Here is a 21,658-nt window from a genome sequence, read left to right as displayed (position 1 = left end):
AGTTATAACTGTTCTATACGGCTAGATTGAATAATTATATCCTTAATTCCTAACCCTTTATAATATCCATATATTTCTTTTGCATTAATCGCAGATTTTTCTGGTAAAATAATACTTTCTATGTTAACGGTGCGTATTTCAACATTTTTAAACCTGAGATAGCAGGTATATAACACGGTTGAGTAGTAAGATATAATAATTTCAGGCATAATATCAGTTTCTTCAAAATAAACTTCTGCTGGTATTCCTAAGCATTTAATACAATAACCTAGCTTTTCAATTACATTCAATTTACTTATATTTTCATCTCTATGTGGGATGTAATAAACTTGATACCCCTCATAGAGCTTCAAAACCTGTGACAATACATCAAGCTCATCATTTAAAAGTACATTCTTACTCTCAGAGAGTTTCGAACCAAAAAAATAAACACTCCCTTTGTTGATATTTATTATCTTTTTTACAGGCAAGACAAAATAATTAACTTGTCCTTTTAATAACTCTAAATTAAAAAAAGAATATAGGTTTGGTACTTTCAAATTCTTTATTAAAGGCTCTAAAAGCCGGTGTTTTATTGAGTTCCCATAGGGAGTGATATTATTCGTTATGTAATAGTGTTGTGCAGTAATTGTAAAGGATCCATCATCAAGCAATATTGTTTCTTTGGGAGAAATGAATATATTAAGCATAACCATATCAATGCTCCTATACTCTCCAATAAAGTATTGATTTATTTTATTCCTATAAAGGGCAATAAAGGGGATAACGTATCTTAACAAGTCAATTAACGCACTAAGCCTCCCTTTCGGAGATTTTTTAATAATGACTTTATCCCACTCACTGCCTATGAGTGCTAATAGCTGAGTATCATTTTTTTTCCTATCAACATCATTACTCAAGTTGACAATTAATATTGCTTTATGCTGGTTAAATTTTTTGACAGCAGAGATAGCAGACAACATTTGTAAAGGCGATTCGACATAGAATAAGTTATACATTTTTTCTCACATAAAAAACAAATGGCGTTCTAAAAGGCAAAATAATTTATACGTATAAATCACTTTGAATTGATAGACTCTAAAAACTCAAGTGCAGCCCAAAAACCTTCCCCTCCATTTTTATGTCCTTGCCACACTTCAGGGATAAATTGTACTTCTTTATTTTCTTTGTCTAACAATGTCATTAACGCAGGGAAGTTAACATCCCCTTTTCCTATTTCTATCCCTTCACCATCAATGCCTTTAGCATCCACAATATGTAAATGTACGTTATACTGAGCAACCTTTTCAACAAATTTGATTAAATCCCACCCATAATAATTACATGACATCATAGAGTGAGATATATCTAAACAAATTTTTATTTTTGGATTCTTCTTACAAAACTCTACAATTTCATCAGCACAAACAAATAAATTATGGTAACTCTGCCCACCAAAATGCCATGGAAACGGAGGCATGGTTTGTATGGCAATAGTTACACCTTCTAAATCAAGACTATTTAGAGCATCTGAAATTAATTGATACTTTCCAGCTTTCAGTTTTTCATCAATAAATCCATTAGGATTCCAACCGCCTGCATTAACTACAATTACGGGGTCCTTAGTATCAGGAAAAAATTGATTAAGATTTCGAGTAATATCTACTACTTCTTGTAATAAAACTTTAGATTTCGCAAGGTATTCAGGATCATCAGAGCATAAATCCAAGATATGATCGTTGGCAAAAAGCTCTGGACTATGAACTGCAAAACCAATATTTTCTACCCCAGAAAAGTGGTCTTTTAAGTCAACCTTCATATCGTTATATGAAAGATGAAACTCAACAAAATCTAAATTTGTCCCCTCGAGTATTTGTCTGAAATCATGATATCTAACTGGAACGCCAAATGGGCGATTGAACTGATAATCTCTTTTCTTAATTCGACCTATGATATCACTCATGTAGAAAAAACCACCTCTGGGAATGTTCCTATCAGCCTTTTTACCTATTAAATCGTTTAAACGATTAGGTTGCAGACCTTGACCAGGGCTTTTGATTTCAACCATATCGCGGGTGATAATTTCACCTAGATTAACATCTCTTACTGCAACTAAACTCTTGGCTAAATTTTCACGATTCAATAGCTCTCCCTGAGTAATCTCTCGTGGTTTTTCATCACTTCCAAGTCCTTCTTCGACTTGACGGATTTGTTTAACCATTTCTTTTAGTTCACTTGGAAGCAAGCTCACTTTGTGGTCAGTTCCTTCTAATGATGTATCAATAGTCAAATGCTTCTCAATGACTGTTGCTCCCAGTGCTATAGAAGCTATAGGGACACAAATACCTCGCTCATGGCCAGAATACCCCACAAGTGCACCCGTTATTTCTTTTAAACGAGTTATGTATTTTAGGTTTACATCTTTGAATGGTGTTGGATAAGTTGAATTACAATGAAGTAATACGAAATTTGCACCTAACCCCCTTAAAAATGCTACCGTTTCTTTAATTTCAGCTTCACTTGACATTCCCGTTGAGCAGAAAAATGGTTTACCTGTATTGGTTATCGCTTCTAAAAGCTCAAAGTTTGTAAAATCTGCAGATGCTACTTTATAAGCTGCCATACCATAATTTTCTAGCGTTTTTAAAGACTCTATATCCCAAGGGGTACATAGAGGTAGAACACCTTTAAATTTAGCATAGTCAAAGACTTCGATTAACTCATCATTTGAGAGCTGGAATTTAGATAATAAATCTAATGTGTATTGTGCACCTAAATCAGCAGAAATATCATTTTTACCTGAATCTTTATATAGGTTTTTCATGTTGCGCATTTGAAATTTTACACAGTCAACATCAGCAGCCACCGCATGATCGACCAACTCTTTCGCTAAATTGATATCTCCTTGGTGATTATTGCCAATTTCCGCAATAATGAAACTTGGTGAACTTTCAGATATTTCTCTATTTTTAACAAAAAAGCCACTTTTTTTCTGAAAAGCCAGCTGAATTAGATGTTCACCCTCGTCCACCAATGGTACACAGTCTATTCCAGCATGGAATAATTTATCAACTACAGTTTCATCAACTCCTACGTAAAGCTTTTGAACATTTGAGTTCATAACAGCTTTAGCTAATACATTTAAATCTAGCTCTTTAGTTTCGGTCAACCAGCGACGGATATCGCCATCTGAGATACTTCCCAGTAGCTTACCATGCTCTGAAACGACAAAAATAACACGAGCTTTATTTTCATTAATCTTCTTCAAAACATCGATGAGGCTTGATTCGGAAAAACAGATGTATTGTTGGATTTTTTTAGTCAGTAACATATCGTTTACCCTATATTATTTTTAATTTTTAAAATTTCTTCACATACTTTAAAGTCGACCAAGCTATCTATTTCATAACTTTCATCTTCTGGTGTTTTAAACATCCCAATATTCCCAACAAGCCTATTTTCAGCTTCAACTAGTAATTCAGTTTTGGTGATATAGAAAGAGCCTGTTTCTAAATACTCTTGGTCTTCTTCCTTTATATCTTGGCGACGAGGTCGGTTCGTAAAATCATACGATGCAGAGGGATTTGCCGGATTTTTCCACGTAAAACGATGAGAGGGGGAAACCGTCAATAAACTATCATAATTATTTTTTTTAAAATATAAAATAGCATTATCAAATTGATTTTCAGAGCGTATAGGTGAAGTAGCCTGCACCAAGATAAACAGCTCAGGAAACTCATTTTTTTCTTTTAGGTAACTACAACAATGCAACATTGCGGATTCCGTTGTTGCTTTATCACCTGATATAGAGTCTGGTCTTAAAAAAGGTACCTCTGCACCGTACTCTTTGGCTACCCTTGCAATTTCGGGGCAATCAGTAGAAACAATAACTCGGGTAATTAGATTAGAGGCTAAAGCTTGCTCTATACTCCATGCTATTAACGGTTTACCAGCTAGGAGCTTAATGTTTTTTTGGATAACACCTTTAGAACCCCCTCTAGCGGGAATAAAAGCAACTATAGACATTAATAATTTCCTTAGTTATTTGTTATAAATATGGTTTAAAATACAACAGTTATATAATAATACGTATTAAACATTTACAACGTATTATTGTACCTTTGAACACAACTTCCCTTTACATACAACATAATTTAAGTATGCAGCTTTATGGGTCTGGGGAATTGAATAACAAAACCACGCGAATCATATGAACCAAAAGCAATACCACTTTCGGCATTAAGCGTTTTTAAAATTAATTTTTGAATTACTCTGCATGTTTAGTCCTTATACTCTGCCATACTTATCATCAAATCGGACTATATCATCTTCACCTAAGTATGAGCCGGTCTGTACTTCTATTAACTCTAACGGTAATACACCAGGGTTCTCTAATGCGTGTATTTGACCTAGCGGAATATAGGTAGATTCATTTTCGGTTAATAAGAAGGTTTTATCACCATTGGTTACTTTAGCGGTACCCGAAACGACTATCCAATGTTCGGACCTATGATGGTGCATTTGCACTGACAGTTTTGCGCCTGGTTTTACTGTGATACGTTTTACTTGGTCGCGCTCACCAATATCAAGAGAGTCATATTTCCCCCATGGACGATAAACTTCACGTTGATGTTTGTATTCATAACGATTTTCGGCTTTTAAGATGTTAACAATTGACTTTACATCCTGCACTTTATCTTTGTGAGCTACTAATATGGCATCTTTTGTTTCTACAATGACTAAGTTATCAACACCTACCGTTGTCACCAACCTGTTTTCAGCATTGATATAACAATTTGTTGTTGACTGTGAAATAACATCACCTTGGGAAACGTTACCTTGCTCATCTTTTTCGCTGACTTCCCAAAGGGACGAAAAGGAACCAACGTCACTCCACTCAGCATCTAATGGCACAACAACGGCATGCTCGGTATGCTCCATTACCGCATAATCAATAGAGTCTTCTGGACATTGTTTAAAAATATCAGCACTAATACGGGTAAAATCTAAATCATGGGTTTTATTGCTATATGCTTCTTTACATACCGCTAATATTTCAGGTGAGAATATTGCTAACTCTTCTAAATACCTAGAGGCTTTAAACATAAACATGCCACTATTCCATAAATAGTCACCTGATGCTAAATATTCTTCAGCGATTGCTAGGTCTGGTTTCTCGACAAAACTAGCTACTGTGTAACTCGTAGCATTTACTTGCTCATTATTTGCAGTTAGCAGGCTACCTTGTTTTATATAACCGTAGCCTGTTTCTGCATGCGTCGGCACTATACCGAAAGTAACGAGTTTCCCTTGCTCTGCAAATATTGATGCTGACACAATGGCTTGTTGAAAAGCCTCAATATTTTTAATGACATGATCTGCGGCAAGTACTAATAAAATAGGGTCATCACCATCATCTAATGCGGCAAGAGCTGCCAAGGTAATTGCTGGAGCAGTATTTTTCCCCATAGGTTCAAGAATAATACGACTAGCTTTGCTATTATTTTGACGTAATTGCTCGGCAACAAGAAAACGATGTTCATTATTACAAATAATAATAGGATCTAAACACTTATCACCTAAAAAATCACCATCTAAACGATTGATAGTTTCTTGTAATAAGGTGTTTTTGGTAATTAAGGGTAAAAACTGTTTTGGGTGAAGTGCACGTGACAACGGCCATAATCGGCTACCACTGCCACCAGACATAATTACTGGTAATATCATGATTTAACTCTTTAATTCAACATTTAATACATGTTTTTATTGCATTAGATGTTCTTGGTCATAACTCGGATAGTAAAAACGTAAAGAAAAAACATCACTAGAAATCCTATCAGCATTACACTTTCAGCAACTTGAAAATACTCACCAGCTAGACCTATTACCGACATAATTACCGCAATTGTTGATATAGCGATTAAGGTTTGCTTAGAGCTTAGACCTGCACGTTGCAATATATGATGTAGATGATCTCTGTCTGGTTTAAACGGAGACTTACCATTCTTATAACGTCTTACCACGATGGCTAACATATCCATCAATGGTATTGCACAAATCCACAGGGCGGTTATTGGTCTAAAGGATGCTTGTTCGCCTTGAGTGCCCATAGTTAATAACCAAATAACACTTAGGCCGACAAACATGCTGCCCGCATCACCCATAAAAATCTTTTTGCATTCTTTATTAAAAAACTTTTCGAAGAAGCCTAGGTTATACATTAAATAAGGCACTGTTGCCGTTGCTAGTATCAAGGGGTAACTTAAATAATCGGTTTGTCCACTCATAATAAATAAAATGGCAATTGAGATAAAGGTGTTAATACTTAGGCTACCAATCAGGCCATCAATACCGTCAATCATGTTATAAGCATTTATAACGACGATAATACCGACATAAGTAAAGATTATACCCAATGGGCCTAGCGTTACCTCTCCAAAACCGAATATGTTACCTAAGTTCGAAATATAGCCACCAACACCATAGATCATTAGGCTAGCAATAATTATTTGGCCGACGATACGAACACGTACACGTAGGTCAAACTTATCATCTAGGGCACCAATAAACACCATCATAGCCGAAGCAATAAGGTACATACGTAGTTCTAAGGTATTAGGTAACCATAATAGGCTGGCAGCGAGTACCGCTAAGAATATTGAAATCCCACCAATAAGGGGAATATGTCCTGAGTGCTGTTTGCGCTCACAAGGTTTATCAACTAAACCGATTTCTATTGCTACTGGGTTAAAAAATTTAATCGCTAAAAACGCAAAGATGAATGCGGTAGTAGCTGTAGCAAGAATATACATAGTTAAGTTCCGATAGCGTTAGCTAAATTTTCGCCCTAAAGGCCTAAAGGCCTAAAGGTAGTTAAAAATTAATTTCAAAGGTGATAACAAAGACAATAAAACAATATGAAATTATTGTTCATTAAATCAATCAACTACCTTGTTTCTGATTTTATTATAATTAGTGAGTTTTCTAACGGGCAGAGTATACTTGAGTTAATAGACTATTGCAGTAAGAAAGTGTTTCTTATTGTAAGATTACTACAAGTAATAATTACTGACCATGCCCGTTAGTCTCACATTTGTTAGTTATCTTTTCTGCTAAAGTATCGAATCAGTACGATTAATACCGATAATATGCCACCAAGCATAGTACCTAATACCACAATTAACGCGCGTTTTGGTTTATCTTTGGTATCAGGGACTTGTGCAGGGTCTATGGTTTTAAGAACATATTCTTTTTTAACCATAGTTAACATCATGTTTTTAGTTTGCTCTTCAATCAGCTGATAAAACACCACTTCCATTGAGGCAACTTTAATATTAATTAACTGATTAGTTAAATAGTCTATCGATGCTTTTGCCTCAATTTGGTCTTGCTCACGCATAAATTCGTTAATATCGTGGATTAACCAGGTTAACCATTGTTTTGCCATTGCAGGAGAATAGAATTCAATATCGATATTAACCATTGTTGTCGATTTATCTTGAGCAACTGTTACTAACCTTGAGAATGCAGTATAAGCTTCCCAGGTCGATGGTTCAGAGGTTTTCGGCGCTTTGACTTCCCTAAGCCACTGTTTACTTTCGGTATCGTACGCTTCTTCGTTTAAGATTAGGGTATCTGTTGCCCTATCCCAGTTTTTTGCTGCCATCAATGGCACTAACAACTCATGTTTACTAATGAAAGTTTCGATAAATGAACGTGACTTTAAGATCTCTAAGGCTAACGCCGTTTTATCACCACCGCCACCGCCAAGATTTATACCTGCCATACTAGCTAAACCTGCCATACCCGCGAGTGCGCCAAGACCACCTGCGCCACCTTCACTTGAAGCTGGTGCTAATATAGCTGAGGCTTTATAAATGTCCGGTTTAGACAGCGCGAAGAATACAGAGCCAATAGCAAATATCATAGTAATAATTATTATGATAAATTTACCCGCCCAAATAGCGCGCCAAAGTTCGGCTAAGTCAATTTCATCATCTTGATTTTGAGCTTGAGTTTGGCTTTGCTGTAATAGCAGTTGTTGCTGCAGTAACTGTTGTTGCAATAATTGCACACTGGCATCATTTGACATTATTTGGGTCTCTACTACAGAGTTTTCGACTGACTTTGACACTATTCACCATATCCGCTTGGCATATATTGCTCGTATCCGCTTTATTAGCTTAACGAGCAACAATAAATTTGCCGCATTATACGAAGAATCCTGACAAAGTTAAAGGGCTTCTAGTTTGTTATAACCTTGAATAATGAAAAACATGGATTCCCGACAATATATTTCGGGAATGACGGCAATAAATAATGGATTTCTAACAACTTTCTGCATTGTCTAAATAAGGAGCATCCATGCCACGGCCGCTTAGCTACTTAGGTAATGACCTAACTTAAAAATATACAAACTGATTCATCGCTGAGGATACCGGGCCATTTTTACTAAACAAAACAAATGAACTAAAGCTTTGCTATACCTTTTTTAAGCTTTTTAATAAATTAGCCAGACGCTCTATTTTAATATTACTCAGTTGACGGTAATCAAAGTATGGACAAACAATAAGTTTATTCGAGCTATCAATAGCAAATTCATCATCTAACCACACTAAATTAACATTAAGCTTACCGTTACTGAGCAACGCTTTGGCATGGCCTTTACCACAAATGATATGCACTATTCCTTTGCTTGGCTCAAACTGCGGCGCAGAAAAGAGCAAGGCAGTATTGCTCTGTGCTTGTAATAGGGCTTTATCACGATAGTCTTGCCATGTTGGCGCATGCTTTGAGAAGCCAAAATACTTTTTATCCAAAGAATAAAGCACTTTAGCGTATACATTAAACACTTTACGCCAGCCATTACCACATGATTGATTAATCGCGCTAATTTCACCATTAACCAGTGGCATAACGGCAGTCAAGCTTTGATATTCGAACATATTAGGCTTGTTTGCTATATAAACAGCAAAGTTAAAACCACTATCACCAAAACCGATATTAGTCATATTTCCGCTATCCCCCTTTAATTATTTATCACACTAATATTTACCCTGCTTTAATCAAGCAATTCAGGCCAATTTACTTTTGAGTCATCTAAGGAATTTTTACAGCTCATTGGCTCATCGCCTTGGTAATTTCGACAGCCCCAAAAATCACCATTTTTACTGGTACGAAAAACCATTTCAGCATTACATTTATCACAGGTTGGTATAAGACTTTTACATGAATCATTTAAACAAAGTTTAAAGCCGAGATAGCGTTTACGTGTCATGGGGCTGGCACATTTTGCACAAGGTTTTTCTTTGTGCTGACAACGAGGAAAGTGAGAACAAGAATAGAAATCGCCATAGCGACCGCTGCGTTTTGTTAAAACACCAGTTTCACAAAGCAGACAATTGATATCCTCGACCACTGATTGACTTACCGTGCTGCAAAATTCATCCAGTTCAATTTGATGTTCAGCCACCAGCTCTTGCACAAAGGGGCTAGCTGTTGTCATATCGGCAATGATATAAACTCGGGTTTTGCCTCTGGTAAGCGCGACATAAAATAAGCGTCGTTCTTCGGCATAGGCAAAGGTTTCTTTTTTCGCCAGTAGCGCATCAACAAGTGCCGGGGCTACTTTTTCAGAAGGAAAACCATGGGCTCCTTTTTTGAGACCAATAATAATGACATAATCGGACTCTTTCCCTTTTGAGGCATGAATAGATTGCGACTCTATCTTTAATAACGGGTATTGACTATTCAATCGTTTAAGATCTAGCTGACTCGGCAAAAGAAACCAAAAACGAGCAAGTAAGTACACACTAACAGGCTGATCTACCTTTACTGAAATAGCCGCTAAAACATCATCAATGGCGCCATTTTCCAGTTCATTAATAACAGTCGATTTTTGTGAATTTACTCGGCTACTATCTCGTTTGAGCAGCGATACAGCCGGCGCTTTAACCTGGTGCAAAGAGTTAATGGTTTTATTAATTTGTGCCGGGTTTTTACTGATAAAAGCTGTGGCGACTTCTCCTATTTTGTTATTAAACCTAAAGGTTAGGTCTAATTCTGCTTGCGTGGTTGCGCCAAAGTAATTTTCAAACTCAGTCGTCAGAGTAACATCAGCACCACTAAAGCGGTAAATCGCCTGCCAATCATCACCGACAGCAAATACCGAACATGCTTTATTATTATCACGTAAAGCTTTGACTAAACGCGCTCGTGGCTCTGATATATCTTGAAACTCATCTACCATAATATAACGCCATGGCGAATGAAACTTTCCCGTTTGAACATACGCTAACGCTTTATTAATCATATCGTCAAAATCAATTTCACCGTGAGATTTTAACTGCTGTGCATAAGCGCTTAAAATTGGCTTAAGTAACGCTAACGCCTTTTTGGTCTGTTTTGGCTGCGCTGAGTTAGCGATGACTGTATCGGTTAAAGTGCTGTCCAAACACGCTGCTTTGTAGAGCCCAACTAGCTGAGAAAATGTTTTCGCCAGCTCTGTTATTCTGCCACTTTCTTTTAGTTTTGCCAGTATAAACTCGCTAGGTAACGCTGCAAAGTCAATTTTTTTAGCCGTCAATGACGCCATTAAGGCGCTAAGTAAGCTGCCTTGTTTATGTTGAGCATAAGTAAACTCTAAACATTGAGTGTTAAATTTTTCATGGGTATTTCGTCGCCATTTAATCGCCTGATGGTATTCGTCTTTATCTATATAGCCGGCGGTATCGCCATGCTCATCTAGCCCATAATATTCAATATATAAATTTAGCTCAGGTAAGAAAAAATCTGGCTGATATTGTTTACCACCTAACATTTTCGCCTCATCAGCATAGTTAGCTTGATACTGATATTTGATACCATGAGAAAATAACCAATTGGCAATATAAAGCTCAGCAAAGTTTTTCACCTGCTCGCCTTTAAAGGTGCGAATATCATTGTCGGTTAAATATTGGTAATACTCGCCAAGGCTATCAAAATCAAATTCGTTACGCTCAAGGTAGTAATATTGACTGAAATATTCGAGCACCAGCTGACGATATTGGCCCGACTCATTCATTAGCTTGTCAAAATAACCTTGAATCCATTGAAACTTTGCTTTTTCATCTTGTGCAAATACCGATAAGCTAGGCTTGCTGCCTTCAACCTGGGCAATAATACTAAGCCCAAGACTATGAAAAGTAGTCGCGCTTATTTTATCAGTCGATAATTTATCCTTTATTCTTTCATCCATTTCATCAGCCGCTTTACGACCATAGGCTAATAGTAATATTTCGCCCTTATCCGCCTGTTGGCTAGTTAATAAATAACCTGCGCGACCAACCATAACACTGGTTTTCCCCGTGCCAGCGCCAGCTAACAGCAGATTATTATCATTATCGATAATACATGCTCGGCGTTGAGCTAGTGTTAACGGATTAGACTCAACCGTATCAAAAAAACGTTTATAGGTTTGAAGTTGTTTATTGATATAGCGTTCACGACACTCAGCTATGCCTTGCTCTGTCCACTTTTGGTAAAAGGATAACCGTTGCAGTTTTTCAGCAACCTCGGCCAATGCTTTACTTGCCTTACTTAACTGGCTTAACTTGCTTGAGTTAAGCCAAGGGAACCAACGCTTACCTTCTTCACTTGCCGATAATTGTATACGTTCAATGCTTGATTGGCGTAAGTAACGATTCGTAGTTGTTTTTTTTATCGCCGTTAATAAGGTGTCAACACGATTAATATTAGCTAATACCCAAAGCTGTTCAAGCTTACTCTTTTGCCTGCGCTTGGCATTATAGGCAAGCATAGTAAAGACATAGTTTTTGTTTGCCGTTTTCAAGGACATAATTTGTCCGAAAAAACTCAGGTGAAATTCAGGGGGTACTAGCAACTCTTGCCATGAAATGGTGAGTAAGCGCTGGTCAACGTCAATAACTAAGCCACTTGCACTGATCTTTATTACCGTTGGGAGACCAATAAATCGGCCAAGAAAACTTGAAGATATACATTTCATTGACAACAAAAACCCAAATACGGAAAGAGAATAAAGCCATAATGATTATTCTATCATTAGTACTGTGTTCAGGTACCAATGAAGTGATAAACAAAGTAGGAAATTAATAAGCAACTTGAGATAAAGGAGTTAATAACCTTAATACACTCATTAAATTCATCACCAAAAACATAAAGTATGCTATCAAAATCTCAGCTAGCACTTTTGACTACTGTAAAAGTTAATTTTTAAGAATTAAAGGAAAAAATATTAAAACACAACTAAGATTAGTTGTATAAGTTGAAAAGGGTAAAACAGCTCAGGAGAAACAAATGAAATCCATTAGAATTGAGGATTACATGAACAAACACCCTGTAACCTTTACTATTGACATGTCAGTTGCAGAAGCTTCAGAAAAATTAATTGACTCCCCTCAAAACGGTGGACCGGTACTCGATGTTTACCAACGTGTTATCGGTTTTTTATCAGAGCAAGAGTGCTTAATTCACCTGCTTGAAGATACCTATTTAAGTGAGCCTCACGCGACTGTGGCAGATATGATGCGAACCGATGTCCTAACGGTAGGTTGTGAAAACTCTGTAGTCGATTTAGCACAACAAATGACTAAAAACAAACCAAAGCTTTACCCTGTAGTTGATGAGAATAAACGGTTACTAGGTATTATTACCCGCAGTGATATTTTAAAGGCTATCAATATTCACCTACGCTCATTTTATCAAAAAGGCCATGGTCGTCTGGTATAAATAAAGGCTAAAAATACCCGCTTGCGGCATGTGTAAAAGTACATTCAGTGCTGTGGCTACATGAATGTGCGATAACTTTCCTTCATTAAAGCATAACTTTTTACTGTTTTTTTATTGAAAACACTGAGCATATTTTAAAGCAGAGCAGCGTGTAAAACTCATCGCTAAAAAACTTTATTCGGCCTTGGTTTGTTGAAAATTTATACTATGCTTTTATCAAGTACTGTAACTTCCTCATATTTAATTGATTTTCAGTTGATTTTAACTAATAAAGAAAAAGAAAAATAAAGGTTAAGGTGACTTATGCTTTCAACCAGTTTTATAGTTTATTTTATCGCCACTATATTATTAACCATCACCATGTTATTGGTGTCTCATTTACTCAACCCTAAAGTCCCCGCCAGAACCAATAATGAGCCATTCGAGTCTGGCATCGTTGGCCAAGGAAGTACTGATATTCGATGGAATATCAATTACTTTTTAGTGGCTATCTCGTTTGTGATTTTTGATATAGAAGCAGTCTTTTTGTATGTTTGGTCCATCGTGGTGATGGAAGCCGGTTGGCATGGTTTTTTTATCACTTCTTTTTTTATATTCATCTTACTAACCGCCCTACTCTATGAAATCAAACAAGGCGCCTTTCTCTGGGGTGAGAAAATGCCCGTTAAAAGTGTGCACACCCCGTTAAGTAAAGAGGCTTAAAATGCGTTGGCAATTAACTAAACCCGAGCAAGTAATCGATACTCAAGTGGCGGGTATTGAAGACCTCACCGAGAAGAATTTACTTTTAGCTAAATTAGATGACTTAGTAGCTTGGGGTAGAGGAAATTCCCTTTGGCCTTTTAATTTTGGTTTATCTTGCTGTTACGTTGAAATGGCCACCTCTTTTACCAGTCGTCATGATATCGCCCGTTTTGGCTCCGAGGTAATACGTGCCACGCCTAGAGAAGCTGATTTAATTGTCATCTCTGGTACTGTTTTTTTAAAAATGGCCCCCGTTATACAATACCTTTATGAGCAAATGCTCGAGCCTAAATGGGTGATTTGCATGGGTTCATGTGCCAATTCTGGTGGCATGTATGATGTTTATAGTGTTGTACAAGGCGCTGATCGTTTTTTACCAGTTGATGTCTATGTACCTGGCTGCCCGCCTCGCCCTGAAGCCTTAATGTACGGCTTAACCTTATTACAGCAAGCGATCAAGGAAGGTTACTCAAAGCAAAAAAGGCCGCTTAATCGCATCATAACAGCTGAGGAAATTGAAAAATTTGCCACCCGTAATCTAAGAGATGAAAAAAATGCTTCCCGTATGGCAGTCACAACACTTCGAACGCCCGATGGAGTCTAGTTTATGACAGCAGAGAATAATAATAAGATAACCGATGAGCTAATAGCGCAAATCCCTGAGCTGTTTAAGCAATTCAATAAAGAGCATTTTGCCGCTCAAACTACTTGTGACGATATAGTGACTTTATGGGTTTCTAGTAAAAGAATAATTGCAATTTTATCCTTTATGAAAAGCATCACTGACCCCTTTGATATGTTATACGATTTATATGCTGTTGATGAAAGGCTGCGTTTAGATAAAAACCAGTACCCTATATTAGATTTCACTGTGGTTTACCAGCTGTTATCAATTAACAGAAATAAACACATTAGATTTAAAGTTGCCCTCGATGAAACACCGTTAGAAATTGCAACCATCACGCACTTATTTAAAAATGCCAACTGGTATGAAAGAGAAGCATGGGATCTGTTTGGTATCACCTTCATTGATCACCCACTGCTAACCCGAATTTTATTACCGCCAACGTTTAAGGGCCACCCATTACGTAAAGAATTTCCTGGTCGAGCGACAGAGAATGACCCTTTTACTTTAGATGAACAAAAACTACAAAAGGAACAACAGGCACTAAAATTTATTCCTGAGCAATGGGGCATGAAAAAAAGTAACGATGATAACGACTATATGTTCCTTAACTTAGGACCAAACCACCCGAGTGTTCATGGTGTCTTTCGCATCGCCTTACAGCTTGATGGTGAACGTGTTATCGATGCTGTACCCGATATTGGTTTTCATCATCGCGGCGCTGAAAAAATAGCAGAACGCCAAACCTGGCATGGTTTTATTCCCTACACAGATCGCATCGACTATTTAGGCGGAGTGATGAATAACTTCCCTTATATTTTAGCCATTGAAAAATTAGCCGGTATTGAAGTCTCTGAGCGGGTTAAGTGCATTCGCGTGATGTTGTCTGAATGTTTTCGAATATTAAGTCATATGTTGTTTTTTGGTACCTTTGCCCAAGATATAGGTCAGTTGTCACCTATATTTTATTTATTCATCGATAGAGAAAAATTATTTGCCATTATTGAAGCCATAACAGGTGCAAGAATGCACCCCAGCTGGTTTCGTATCGGCGGTTTAGCACAAGACCTACCCCAAGGTTGGGATAAAATGATGCTTGAATTCACTGATTATTTTCCAAATAAATTAGATGAATACGAGGTCATGGTGATGCAAAATAGCATTATTAAAATACGTAGCATAGGTATAGGTCAATATACCAAACAACAAGCCATTGACTGGGGTGTAACCGGGCCTGGTTTACGCGCGACCGGCTGTGATTATGACTTAAGAAAAGTATCGCCTTATAGCGGCTATGAAAATTACGATTTTACCGTACCTCTCGATGATCAAGGTGATGCCTATGCTCGCTGTAAACTTCGGGTAGAAGAAATGCGCCAGAGCATCCGTATTATTAAGCAATGTATTAAACATATGCCTCAAGGTCCTTATAAAGCCGAACATCCATGTACAACACCCCCGATGAATAACCTCAGTAAAAATGATATCGAAACACAAATACAGCATTTTTTAAATACCAGTTGGGGTGCTGTTATGCCAAATGGTGAATCATCTTTTGCCGTTGAAGCCACTAAAGGTATCAACAGTTATAGCATTATCAGTGATGGTACCAGCTCAAGTTATCGCACGCGGATCAGAACCCCTTCTTTTCCACATTTACAAATGATCCCTGAAATATCAAAAGGTTTAATGCTTGCCGATTTAATCGTCATTATCGCCAGCATAGATTTTGTTATGGCTGATGTTGATAGATGATACTTATATATGGCTCAGTTCCAAAGTACTTGACCACTTCAACTGTTCTCTAAATGGCAGCCATATGATTTAACAGGAAGTATTGCTGAAGTGATAAAAGCGAGCTTCACAAGCAAGGATGCTTGTGTAGAGCCCCAGGGATGGGTTTACGCGTTTCGCTTGGTTACTCAGCAATACTAAACGACAACAGAGCCTTATATTTATATATGCAGTGAAGTAAAAATAAACGAGGAGATGCTCTATGACATTAGCCAACGAGATCCCAACAAATGAAACCGTTGAGCTCAGTGATGTTGAAAAAGCCCAAATTGATAGCTTGTTACTTAAAACGCCCTATACCTCTGGGGCGAGTATTGATGCCTTAAAAATAATACAAAACCATCGCGGCTGGGTTAGCGATGGCAGCCTGTTAGCTTTAGCGCTTTATTTAAATTTACCCTTAGCCGATCTAGATTCCGTAGCCACTTTTTATAACCTTATTTTTCGCCAGCCGGTGGGAAAAGTGGTCTTGCACCCCTGTGATGGCATTAGTTGCGATCTTATGGGTGGCCAAAAAATCAGGCAGTGCCTAAACAAACAGCTAAAAATAACCAATGGCCAAACCACAGATGATAATCAATTTACCCTGATCCCGCTGCCCTGTTTAGGTGCATGTGATAAAGCACCAGTAATGATAGCCAATGAAACACTGTTCGAGCTAATACAAGCAGAAAACTTACCCTTGATTTTAAACAACTTAATCAAGGAAAAGTCTACATGAATACTGAGAAAAGTAGCGAGAAAAGTACTTATCCGACCAAGCCTTTAACCCGTTTTATCACCGATGATGATAACTGCTGGCAGTTACAAGAATATCAAGACTTAGGCGGTTATGATGGCTTAAAACATGCTTTAACCCTATCGAGAGCCGCGGTATTAGATGAAATAAAAGCATCCAATCTCAGAGGACGAGGCGGTGCGGGTTTTCCTACTGGATTGAAATGGAGTTTTGTGCCGCAAGGTGATGACGCCCCTCACCCAAAATACCTGATAGTGAATGCCGATGAAATGGAACCCGGCGCATTTAAAGACAGATTATTATTAGAAAAAACACCACATCAAATCATAGAAGGCTTACTTATCGGAGGTTATACCTTAGATGCCGACATAGGCTATATTTTTATTCGAGGTGATTATTATAGCGCTATCCAACATATCGAAATAGCACTGCAAGAATGCTACGACAATAAGCTCTTAGGTAAAGATATTCTTGGCAGTGGTTTTAATTTTGAAATACATATCCATACCAGTGCTGGACGCTATATTTGCGGCGAAGAAACCGCTTTAATCAACGCCCTTGAAGGCAAACGAGCCATCCCCAGAGCAAAGCCGCCCTTTCCACAAGTGGCAGGCTTATGGGGTAAACCTACCATAGTAAACAATGTCGAAACATTTTGTAATTTACCTCATATTTTAAATTTTGGTGCCGATTGGTTTAAATCTTTGGGACGGTTTAAAGATGCTGGAACAAAAATATTTGGCGTTAGTGGTCGGGTTAAAAACCCTGGTTTATGGGAGTTACCCATGGGTACACCCATTGGTGAAATTATTGAGCATTATGCCGGCGGTATGTCCGATGGTTATAAGTTAAAAGGCTATCTACCAGGAGGTGGTTCAACCGACTTTTTATTAGCGAAGCACTTCGATACCCCGATGGATTATGACGAAATAGGCAAACAAAGAAGCCGTATGGGCACAGGCACCATTATTGTCTTAGATGATAAGTACTGTCCTGTGGCTATGGTATTAAATTTAGTTAAATTTTTCGCTCAAGAATCCTGTGGTTGGTGCACGCCATGCAGGGATGGTTTACCTTGGGCTGCGGTATTACTTGAGAAAATTGAACAAGGTAAAGGTGAGTTAGCTGACATTAAGCAGCTGGAAGATTTATGTAAATTTGCCGCCCCCGGCAATACTTTTTGTGCCCTGGCCCCAGGTGCGGTCGAACCCTTACAAAGTGCCCTCAATTATTTTAGAGATGATTTTGAACAACATATAACACAAAAGTCATGCCCATATTGCGTTCAAAGCTGCGAACAAAGCCATTTGGAGGAAGACCATGACAAATAAAGTCACTATCTTTATTGAGGACTTACCCTACCAAGTAGCTGATGATATTAACTTGCTGCAAGCTTGTTTGAGTTTAAAGTTGGATATCCCCTATTTTTGTTGGCATCCCGCGATGGGTTCGGTCGGTGCTTGTCGACAATGTGCGGTTATGCAATATCAAGATGAAGAAGATACCCGAGGCCGATTAGTGATGTCTTGTATGACGCCTGTTGCTGAAGGCATGCGCATATCATTTAGCCATGAAAAAGCCGAAACCTTTCGTGCCACCAATATAGAAGCCATGATGACTAACCATCCTCATGATTGTCCGGTCTGTGAAGAGGGCGGCGACTGTCACTTACAAGATATGACTTTGCTCACTGGCCATATAACACGCCGTTATCCTGGCACAAAACGTACTCATAATAATCAATACCTAGGGCCTTTTTTAAACCATGAAATGAATCGCTGCATAGGCTGTTACCGCTGCGTGCGATTTTATCGTGATTATTGTGGCGGTAATGATTTAAATGTATTCTCTTCAAAAAATAACATTTTTTTTGGTCGTGCAGAACCGGGTAATTTAGAAAATGAATTTAGTGGTAATTTAGCTGAAGTATGCCCAACAGGGGTATTTACCGATAAGCCGTTTAGCCAACACTACATTCGTAAATGGGACCTTCAATCAGCGCCGTCAATTTGTACTCATTGTAGTGTCGGCTGTAATACTTATGTCACTGAACGTGGTGGTATCATCCGCAAGATCAACAATCGATATAATGCAGCAATAAATGGTCATTTTTTATGTGACCGTGGCAGATTTGCTTATCAACATGTCAATCATGACAATAAATTAACCCAAATATGGTCTCGTGCTCAGCAAAGCCAAACAACCCATATTTTTGATAATGAGCAAGCACATAGCCAATTATCCCAATGGCTCAATGAAACTGATGCACAAGTATTAGGCATTGGCTCTGCCCGCTCCTCCCTGGAAAATAATGCCGCATTACATAAGTTAGTCGGTGGCAATAATTTTTATGCCGGCATAGCCAATAATGAATTAAAGCAACTGCAGTTATTAACTAAAACCTATGAAAGTAAGCAAGTGGCTTTAGTTTCTCTTAGCCAAATAGAACAAAGTGATGCGGTACTTTTAGTGGGTGAAGATGTAACACAAACTGCACCTAGATTAGCCTTATCGATAAGACAAATGACTAAAAATGCTGGCATTGCTCAAGCCGCTAAACTGGGGATAAAACCATGGCAAGATGAAGCCGTGAGAAATATAAGCCAAGATAGTAAATCACCGCTTATTATTATCAATACTGATGAAACTAAATTAGCTGATGTGGCAAAATATAACCTAAAGCTAGCCCCGAATAAACAGCTTGAGTTGCTTATAGAGATTGAAGCTTATCTAACCAGTAAATATGCGCTAACACCTTCTGCTGAAACGTTTTCTGACCTCGCCATCGCTATCGCCGAGGAATTACTTGCCGCAAATAACCCTGTAGTTGTCACTGGCACCCATAGTTTTGATATTGCCTTATTATCAGCATGCTTGAGGCTGAGTATTTTATTAAGAAAACATAAAAATAACTCAGGTTTTTATTGTGCAACATCATCGATTAATGCCTTAGGACTGTCTTTATTAGCACAGCCTGATCATGATATTGACAATTTAATACACTCGATAAAATCTACCCCGCCGACCCTACTTATCATCATGGAAACGGATTTATACCGGTATTGCGCCAATGAAAAACTAAGTAAATATTTAGATAACATTAAACACATTGTTGTTATTGAACAAATAATGAACGATACCGTAAAAATGGCAGATTTAGTATTGCCAGCGGCCTCTTTTGCTGAACAACATAGCAGCTGGTTAAATAATGAGGGTAGATTACAACGAGCTTATGCCGTTATGCCAGCAAGTGATATGAGACAAACGCCAGTGCAATGGCTAGCACAACATAATGCACTTGATGATGGACAAAACCTTTATCGCTACATGCAAACTATCACGCCTCTTTTACAACCGATAATGCAAATTGTAACGACTGATAAAAGTGACTTTCCCGTCGCTCGCCAACCAATGCGTTCATCGGCTCGAACGGCTTTTTTCGCTAATATAGATGTTAAAGAATATGCGCCAAAACGTGATAAAAAATCCAATTTAACCTTTACCATGGAAGGTGTTGCTGGCTTTAGACAACAAACACTCGATAATAGCCAACATAAAATAACCACGCCAGTGACGGGTGTCTGGTCACCTAAATGGAATTCAAATCAAGCGCTGAATAAAGACTTAAAGCAATCAAGTTTTCAAGATGAAGCGGACTCAAGCTTAGGCGCAGATTTAGGCTTGAAAATATTTGACCAGCTCAATAGCCAAGAGTTTACAGTGCCTGCTGCGCAAATAGATTCACCAAGTCAGCAATTAAATAACCTAAGTATTTGTCCTCAACATCATATTTATAGCAATGACGAGCTTGCCGATTATTCGTCAAGCATTCAACAACTAAGACCTGAGCCGGTAATTTCACTTAATCAACAGCAAGCAAACCATTTATCCCTTAAATCAGGTGAAAAACTCACTATCAGCTCTGATGATTATAATATCTCTTTGCCCTGTTTTATTAGCAAGACTCTGGCAGATCAAGTGGTTTTAGTACCCTTTACAGAATTTCTTCGCTTAGGAACTAACATGCATATTGCAACTAAGTACTCTGCTGGCAATGCTAATGGAGATGCTAATGACTAGCTGGTTAACACCCTTAATCATATTAATTGTACTGCTGCTGTTAGGAGCTTGGTCTATTTGGCTAGAACGCAGAGTGCTGGCTTTATGGCAAGACAGATTAGGACCAAATCGTGTTGGCCCCTTTGGTTTATTGCAAGTTGTTGCCGATATGATAAAGATTTTCACCAAAGAAGATTGGGTGCCACCCTTTGCTGATAAAGTGCTCTTTATCATCTCGCCTATGATAGTCATGATCATGACACTGTTAGGCTTTGCCATTATTCCCTTTGCGCCAAATATACAAATTGCCCAATTTGATCATGCCTTATTATTTTTATTAGCCATCAGTTCATTATCTGTTTACAGCATTATGCTAGCGGGATTTTCATCTAATAGTAAATATGCGCTGTTAGGGGCTATGCGCACCGCAGCTCAAATGATCAGCTATGAAGTATTTATGGGTTTAGCGTTAATGGGCGTGGTGATTTTAGCCGATGATTTTAGTTTATCTGCCATCGTGGCAGCACAAGCAGATGTTTGGTTTATTTGTTATCAGCCATTAGGTTTTGTGCTATTTTTTATTGCCGGTATAGCAGAAATTCATCGTGCGCCCTTTGATTTACCTGAAGCTGAAACAGAAATCGTCGCAGGTTTTCATACCGAATATTCCAGTATGAAATTTGGCATGTTTTTCATTGGTGAATATTTAGGCGTGATATTAATTTCCAGCTTAATCACTACCTTGTATTTTGGTGGCTGGCAAGGCCCTTTCTTACCACCTTTATTATGGTTTATCTTAAAAACTGGATTTTTCATACTATTCTTTATTCTTTTACGAGCGGCAATACCAAGACCTAGATACGACCAATTAATGGTATTCGCTTGGTATATTCTATTACCTTTGTCTTTACTGAACCTATTAGTCACAGGTGCGGTTAAGTTAAGTCTTTTAGGCTAACAGGAGCATTTAT

The 21,658-nt window shown here is 38.0% G+C and carries 16 protein-coding genes; 8 read left to right on the top strand and 8 right to left on the bottom strand.

The genetic code is table 11. From position 1 onward, the window contains the following. Nucleotides 1-2 precede the first annotated feature (2 nt). The 8 genes from MTCD1_RS12755 to MTCD1_RS12720 form a co-directional block, all read right to left on the bottom strand. Nucleotides 3-998: a hypothetical protein gene (locus tag MTCD1_RS12755; RefSeq protein WP_057181275.1), complete on the bottom strand. Its 996-nt coding sequence runs from the start codon at nucleotides 996-998 to the stop codon at nucleotides 3-5. A 59-nt stretch (nucleotides 999-1,057) separates the two neighbouring features. After that, complete coding sequence (locus tag MTCD1_RS12750) at nucleotides 1,058-3,310, bottom strand: N-acetylneuraminate synthase family protein (RefSeq protein WP_057181276.1); 2,253 nt, start codon at nucleotides 3,308-3,310, stop codon at nucleotides 1,058-1,060. Nucleotides 3,311-3,315: 5 nt separating this feature from the next. Beyond that, complete coding sequence (locus tag MTCD1_RS12745) at nucleotides 3,316-4,005, bottom strand: acylneuraminate cytidylyltransferase family protein (RefSeq protein ID WP_057181277.1); 690 nt, start codon at nucleotides 4,003-4,005, stop codon at nucleotides 3,316-3,318. Between the two features lie 261 nt (nucleotides 4,006-4,266). Then, a complete protein-coding gene (locus MTCD1_RS12740) occupies nucleotides 4,267-5,706 on the bottom strand; it encodes a mannose-1-phosphate guanylyltransferase/mannose-6-phosphate isomerase (RefSeq protein WP_057181278.1) in 1,440 nt (479 codons plus the stop codon). Between the two features lie 44 nt (nucleotides 5,707-5,750). After that, nucleotides 5,751-6,791 carry a UDP-N-acetylglucosamine--undecaprenyl-phosphate N-acetylglucosaminephosphotransferase gene (gene wecA, locus MTCD1_RS12735; protein ID WP_057181279.1) on the bottom strand — a complete coding sequence of 347 codons (1,041 nt, stop codon included), beginning with the start codon at nucleotides 6,789-6,791 and terminating at the stop codon, nucleotides 5,751-5,753. Between the two features lie 284 nt (nucleotides 6,792-7,075). Beyond that, nucleotides 7,076-8,113 carry a Wzz/FepE/Etk N-terminal domain-containing protein gene (locus MTCD1_RS12730; RefSeq protein ID WP_231733038.1) on the bottom strand — a complete coding sequence of 346 codons (1,038 nt, stop codon included), beginning with the start codon at nucleotides 8,111-8,113 and terminating at the stop codon, nucleotides 7,076-7,078. A 346-nt stretch (nucleotides 8,114-8,459) separates the two neighbouring features. Continuing rightward, nucleotides 8,460-8,990, bottom strand: a complete 531-nt coding sequence (locus tag MTCD1_RS12725) for a DUF6942 family protein (protein ID WP_057181281.1) — start codon at nucleotides 8,988-8,990, stop codon at nucleotides 8,460-8,462. 50 nt (nucleotides 8,991-9,040) lie between these two features. After that, the gene (locus MTCD1_RS12720; RefSeq protein ID WP_057181282.1) at nucleotides 9,041-11,983 is read right to left on the bottom strand and encodes a UvrD-helicase domain-containing protein; all 2,943 of its coding nucleotides are present in this window, start codon (nucleotides 11,981-11,983) and stop codon (nucleotides 9,041-9,043) included. Nucleotides 11,984-12,294: 311 nt separating this feature from the next. Here MTCD1_RS12720 and MTCD1_RS12715 point away from each other — a divergent pair, with 311 nt between their 5' ends. From MTCD1_RS12715 to nuoH, 8 genes are all read left to right on the top strand, one after another. Beyond that, a complete protein-coding gene (locus MTCD1_RS12715) occupies nucleotides 12,295-12,726 on the top strand; it encodes a CBS domain-containing protein (RefSeq protein WP_057181283.1) in 432 nt (143 codons plus the stop codon). A 303-nt stretch (nucleotides 12,727-13,029) separates the two neighbouring features. Beyond that, entirely contained in the window at nucleotides 13,030-13,428 is a 399-nt protein-coding gene (locus tag MTCD1_RS12710; RefSeq protein ID WP_082606520.1) for an NADH-quinone oxidoreductase subunit A, read from the top strand. 1 nt (nucleotide 13,429) lies between these two features. Further along, nucleotides 13,430-14,074, top strand: coding sequence for a NuoB/complex I 20 kDa subunit family protein (locus tag MTCD1_RS12705; protein WP_057181284.1), 645 nt, complete (start codon nucleotides 13,430-13,432; stop codon nucleotides 14,072-14,074). 3 nt (nucleotides 14,075-14,077) lie between these two features. Next, the gene (gene nuoC / locus MTCD1_RS12700; RefSeq protein ID WP_057181285.1) at nucleotides 14,078-15,850 is read left to right on the top strand and encodes an NADH-quinone oxidoreductase subunit C/D; all 1,773 of its coding nucleotides are present in this window, start codon (nucleotides 14,078-14,080) and stop codon (nucleotides 15,848-15,850) included. Between the two features lie 241 nt (nucleotides 15,851-16,091). Then, entirely contained in the window at nucleotides 16,092-16,610 is a 519-nt protein-coding gene (gene nuoE / locus MTCD1_RS12695) for an NADH-quinone oxidoreductase subunit NuoE (protein ID WP_057181286.1), read from the top strand. After that, nucleotides 16,607-17,959 (top strand): NADH-quinone oxidoreductase subunit NuoF, encoded by a 1,353-nt coding sequence (gene nuoF, locus MTCD1_RS12690; protein WP_057181287.1) that lies wholly within the window; start codon nucleotides 16,607-16,609, stop codon nucleotides 17,957-17,959. The genes nuoE and nuoF overlap by 4 nt, the downstream gene beginning before the upstream one ends. Next, nucleotides 17,949-20,708 (top strand): NADH-quinone oxidoreductase subunit NuoG, encoded by a 2,760-nt coding sequence (gene nuoG, locus MTCD1_RS12685; protein WP_057181288.1) that lies wholly within the window; start codon nucleotides 17,949-17,951, stop codon nucleotides 20,706-20,708. Before nuoF ends, nuoG begins: the two co-directional genes overlap by 11 nt. Next, nucleotides 20,701-21,645: an NADH-quinone oxidoreductase subunit NuoH gene (gene nuoH, locus MTCD1_RS12680; protein ID WP_231733039.1), complete on the top strand. Its 945-nt coding sequence runs from the start codon at nucleotides 20,701-20,703 to the stop codon at nucleotides 21,643-21,645. Before nuoG ends, nuoH begins: the two co-directional genes overlap by 8 nt. Nucleotides 21,646-21,658 lie beyond the last annotated feature (13 nt).

This window comes from Colwellia marinimaniae (genome assembly GCF_002207865.1).
Classification (GTDB): Bacteria; Pseudomonadota; Gammaproteobacteria; order Enterobacterales; family Alteromonadaceae; genus Colwellia; species Colwellia marinimaniae.
Note: the sequence above shows the minus strand (reverse complement) of the source record. Positions and strands in the feature narration are given on the sequence as shown.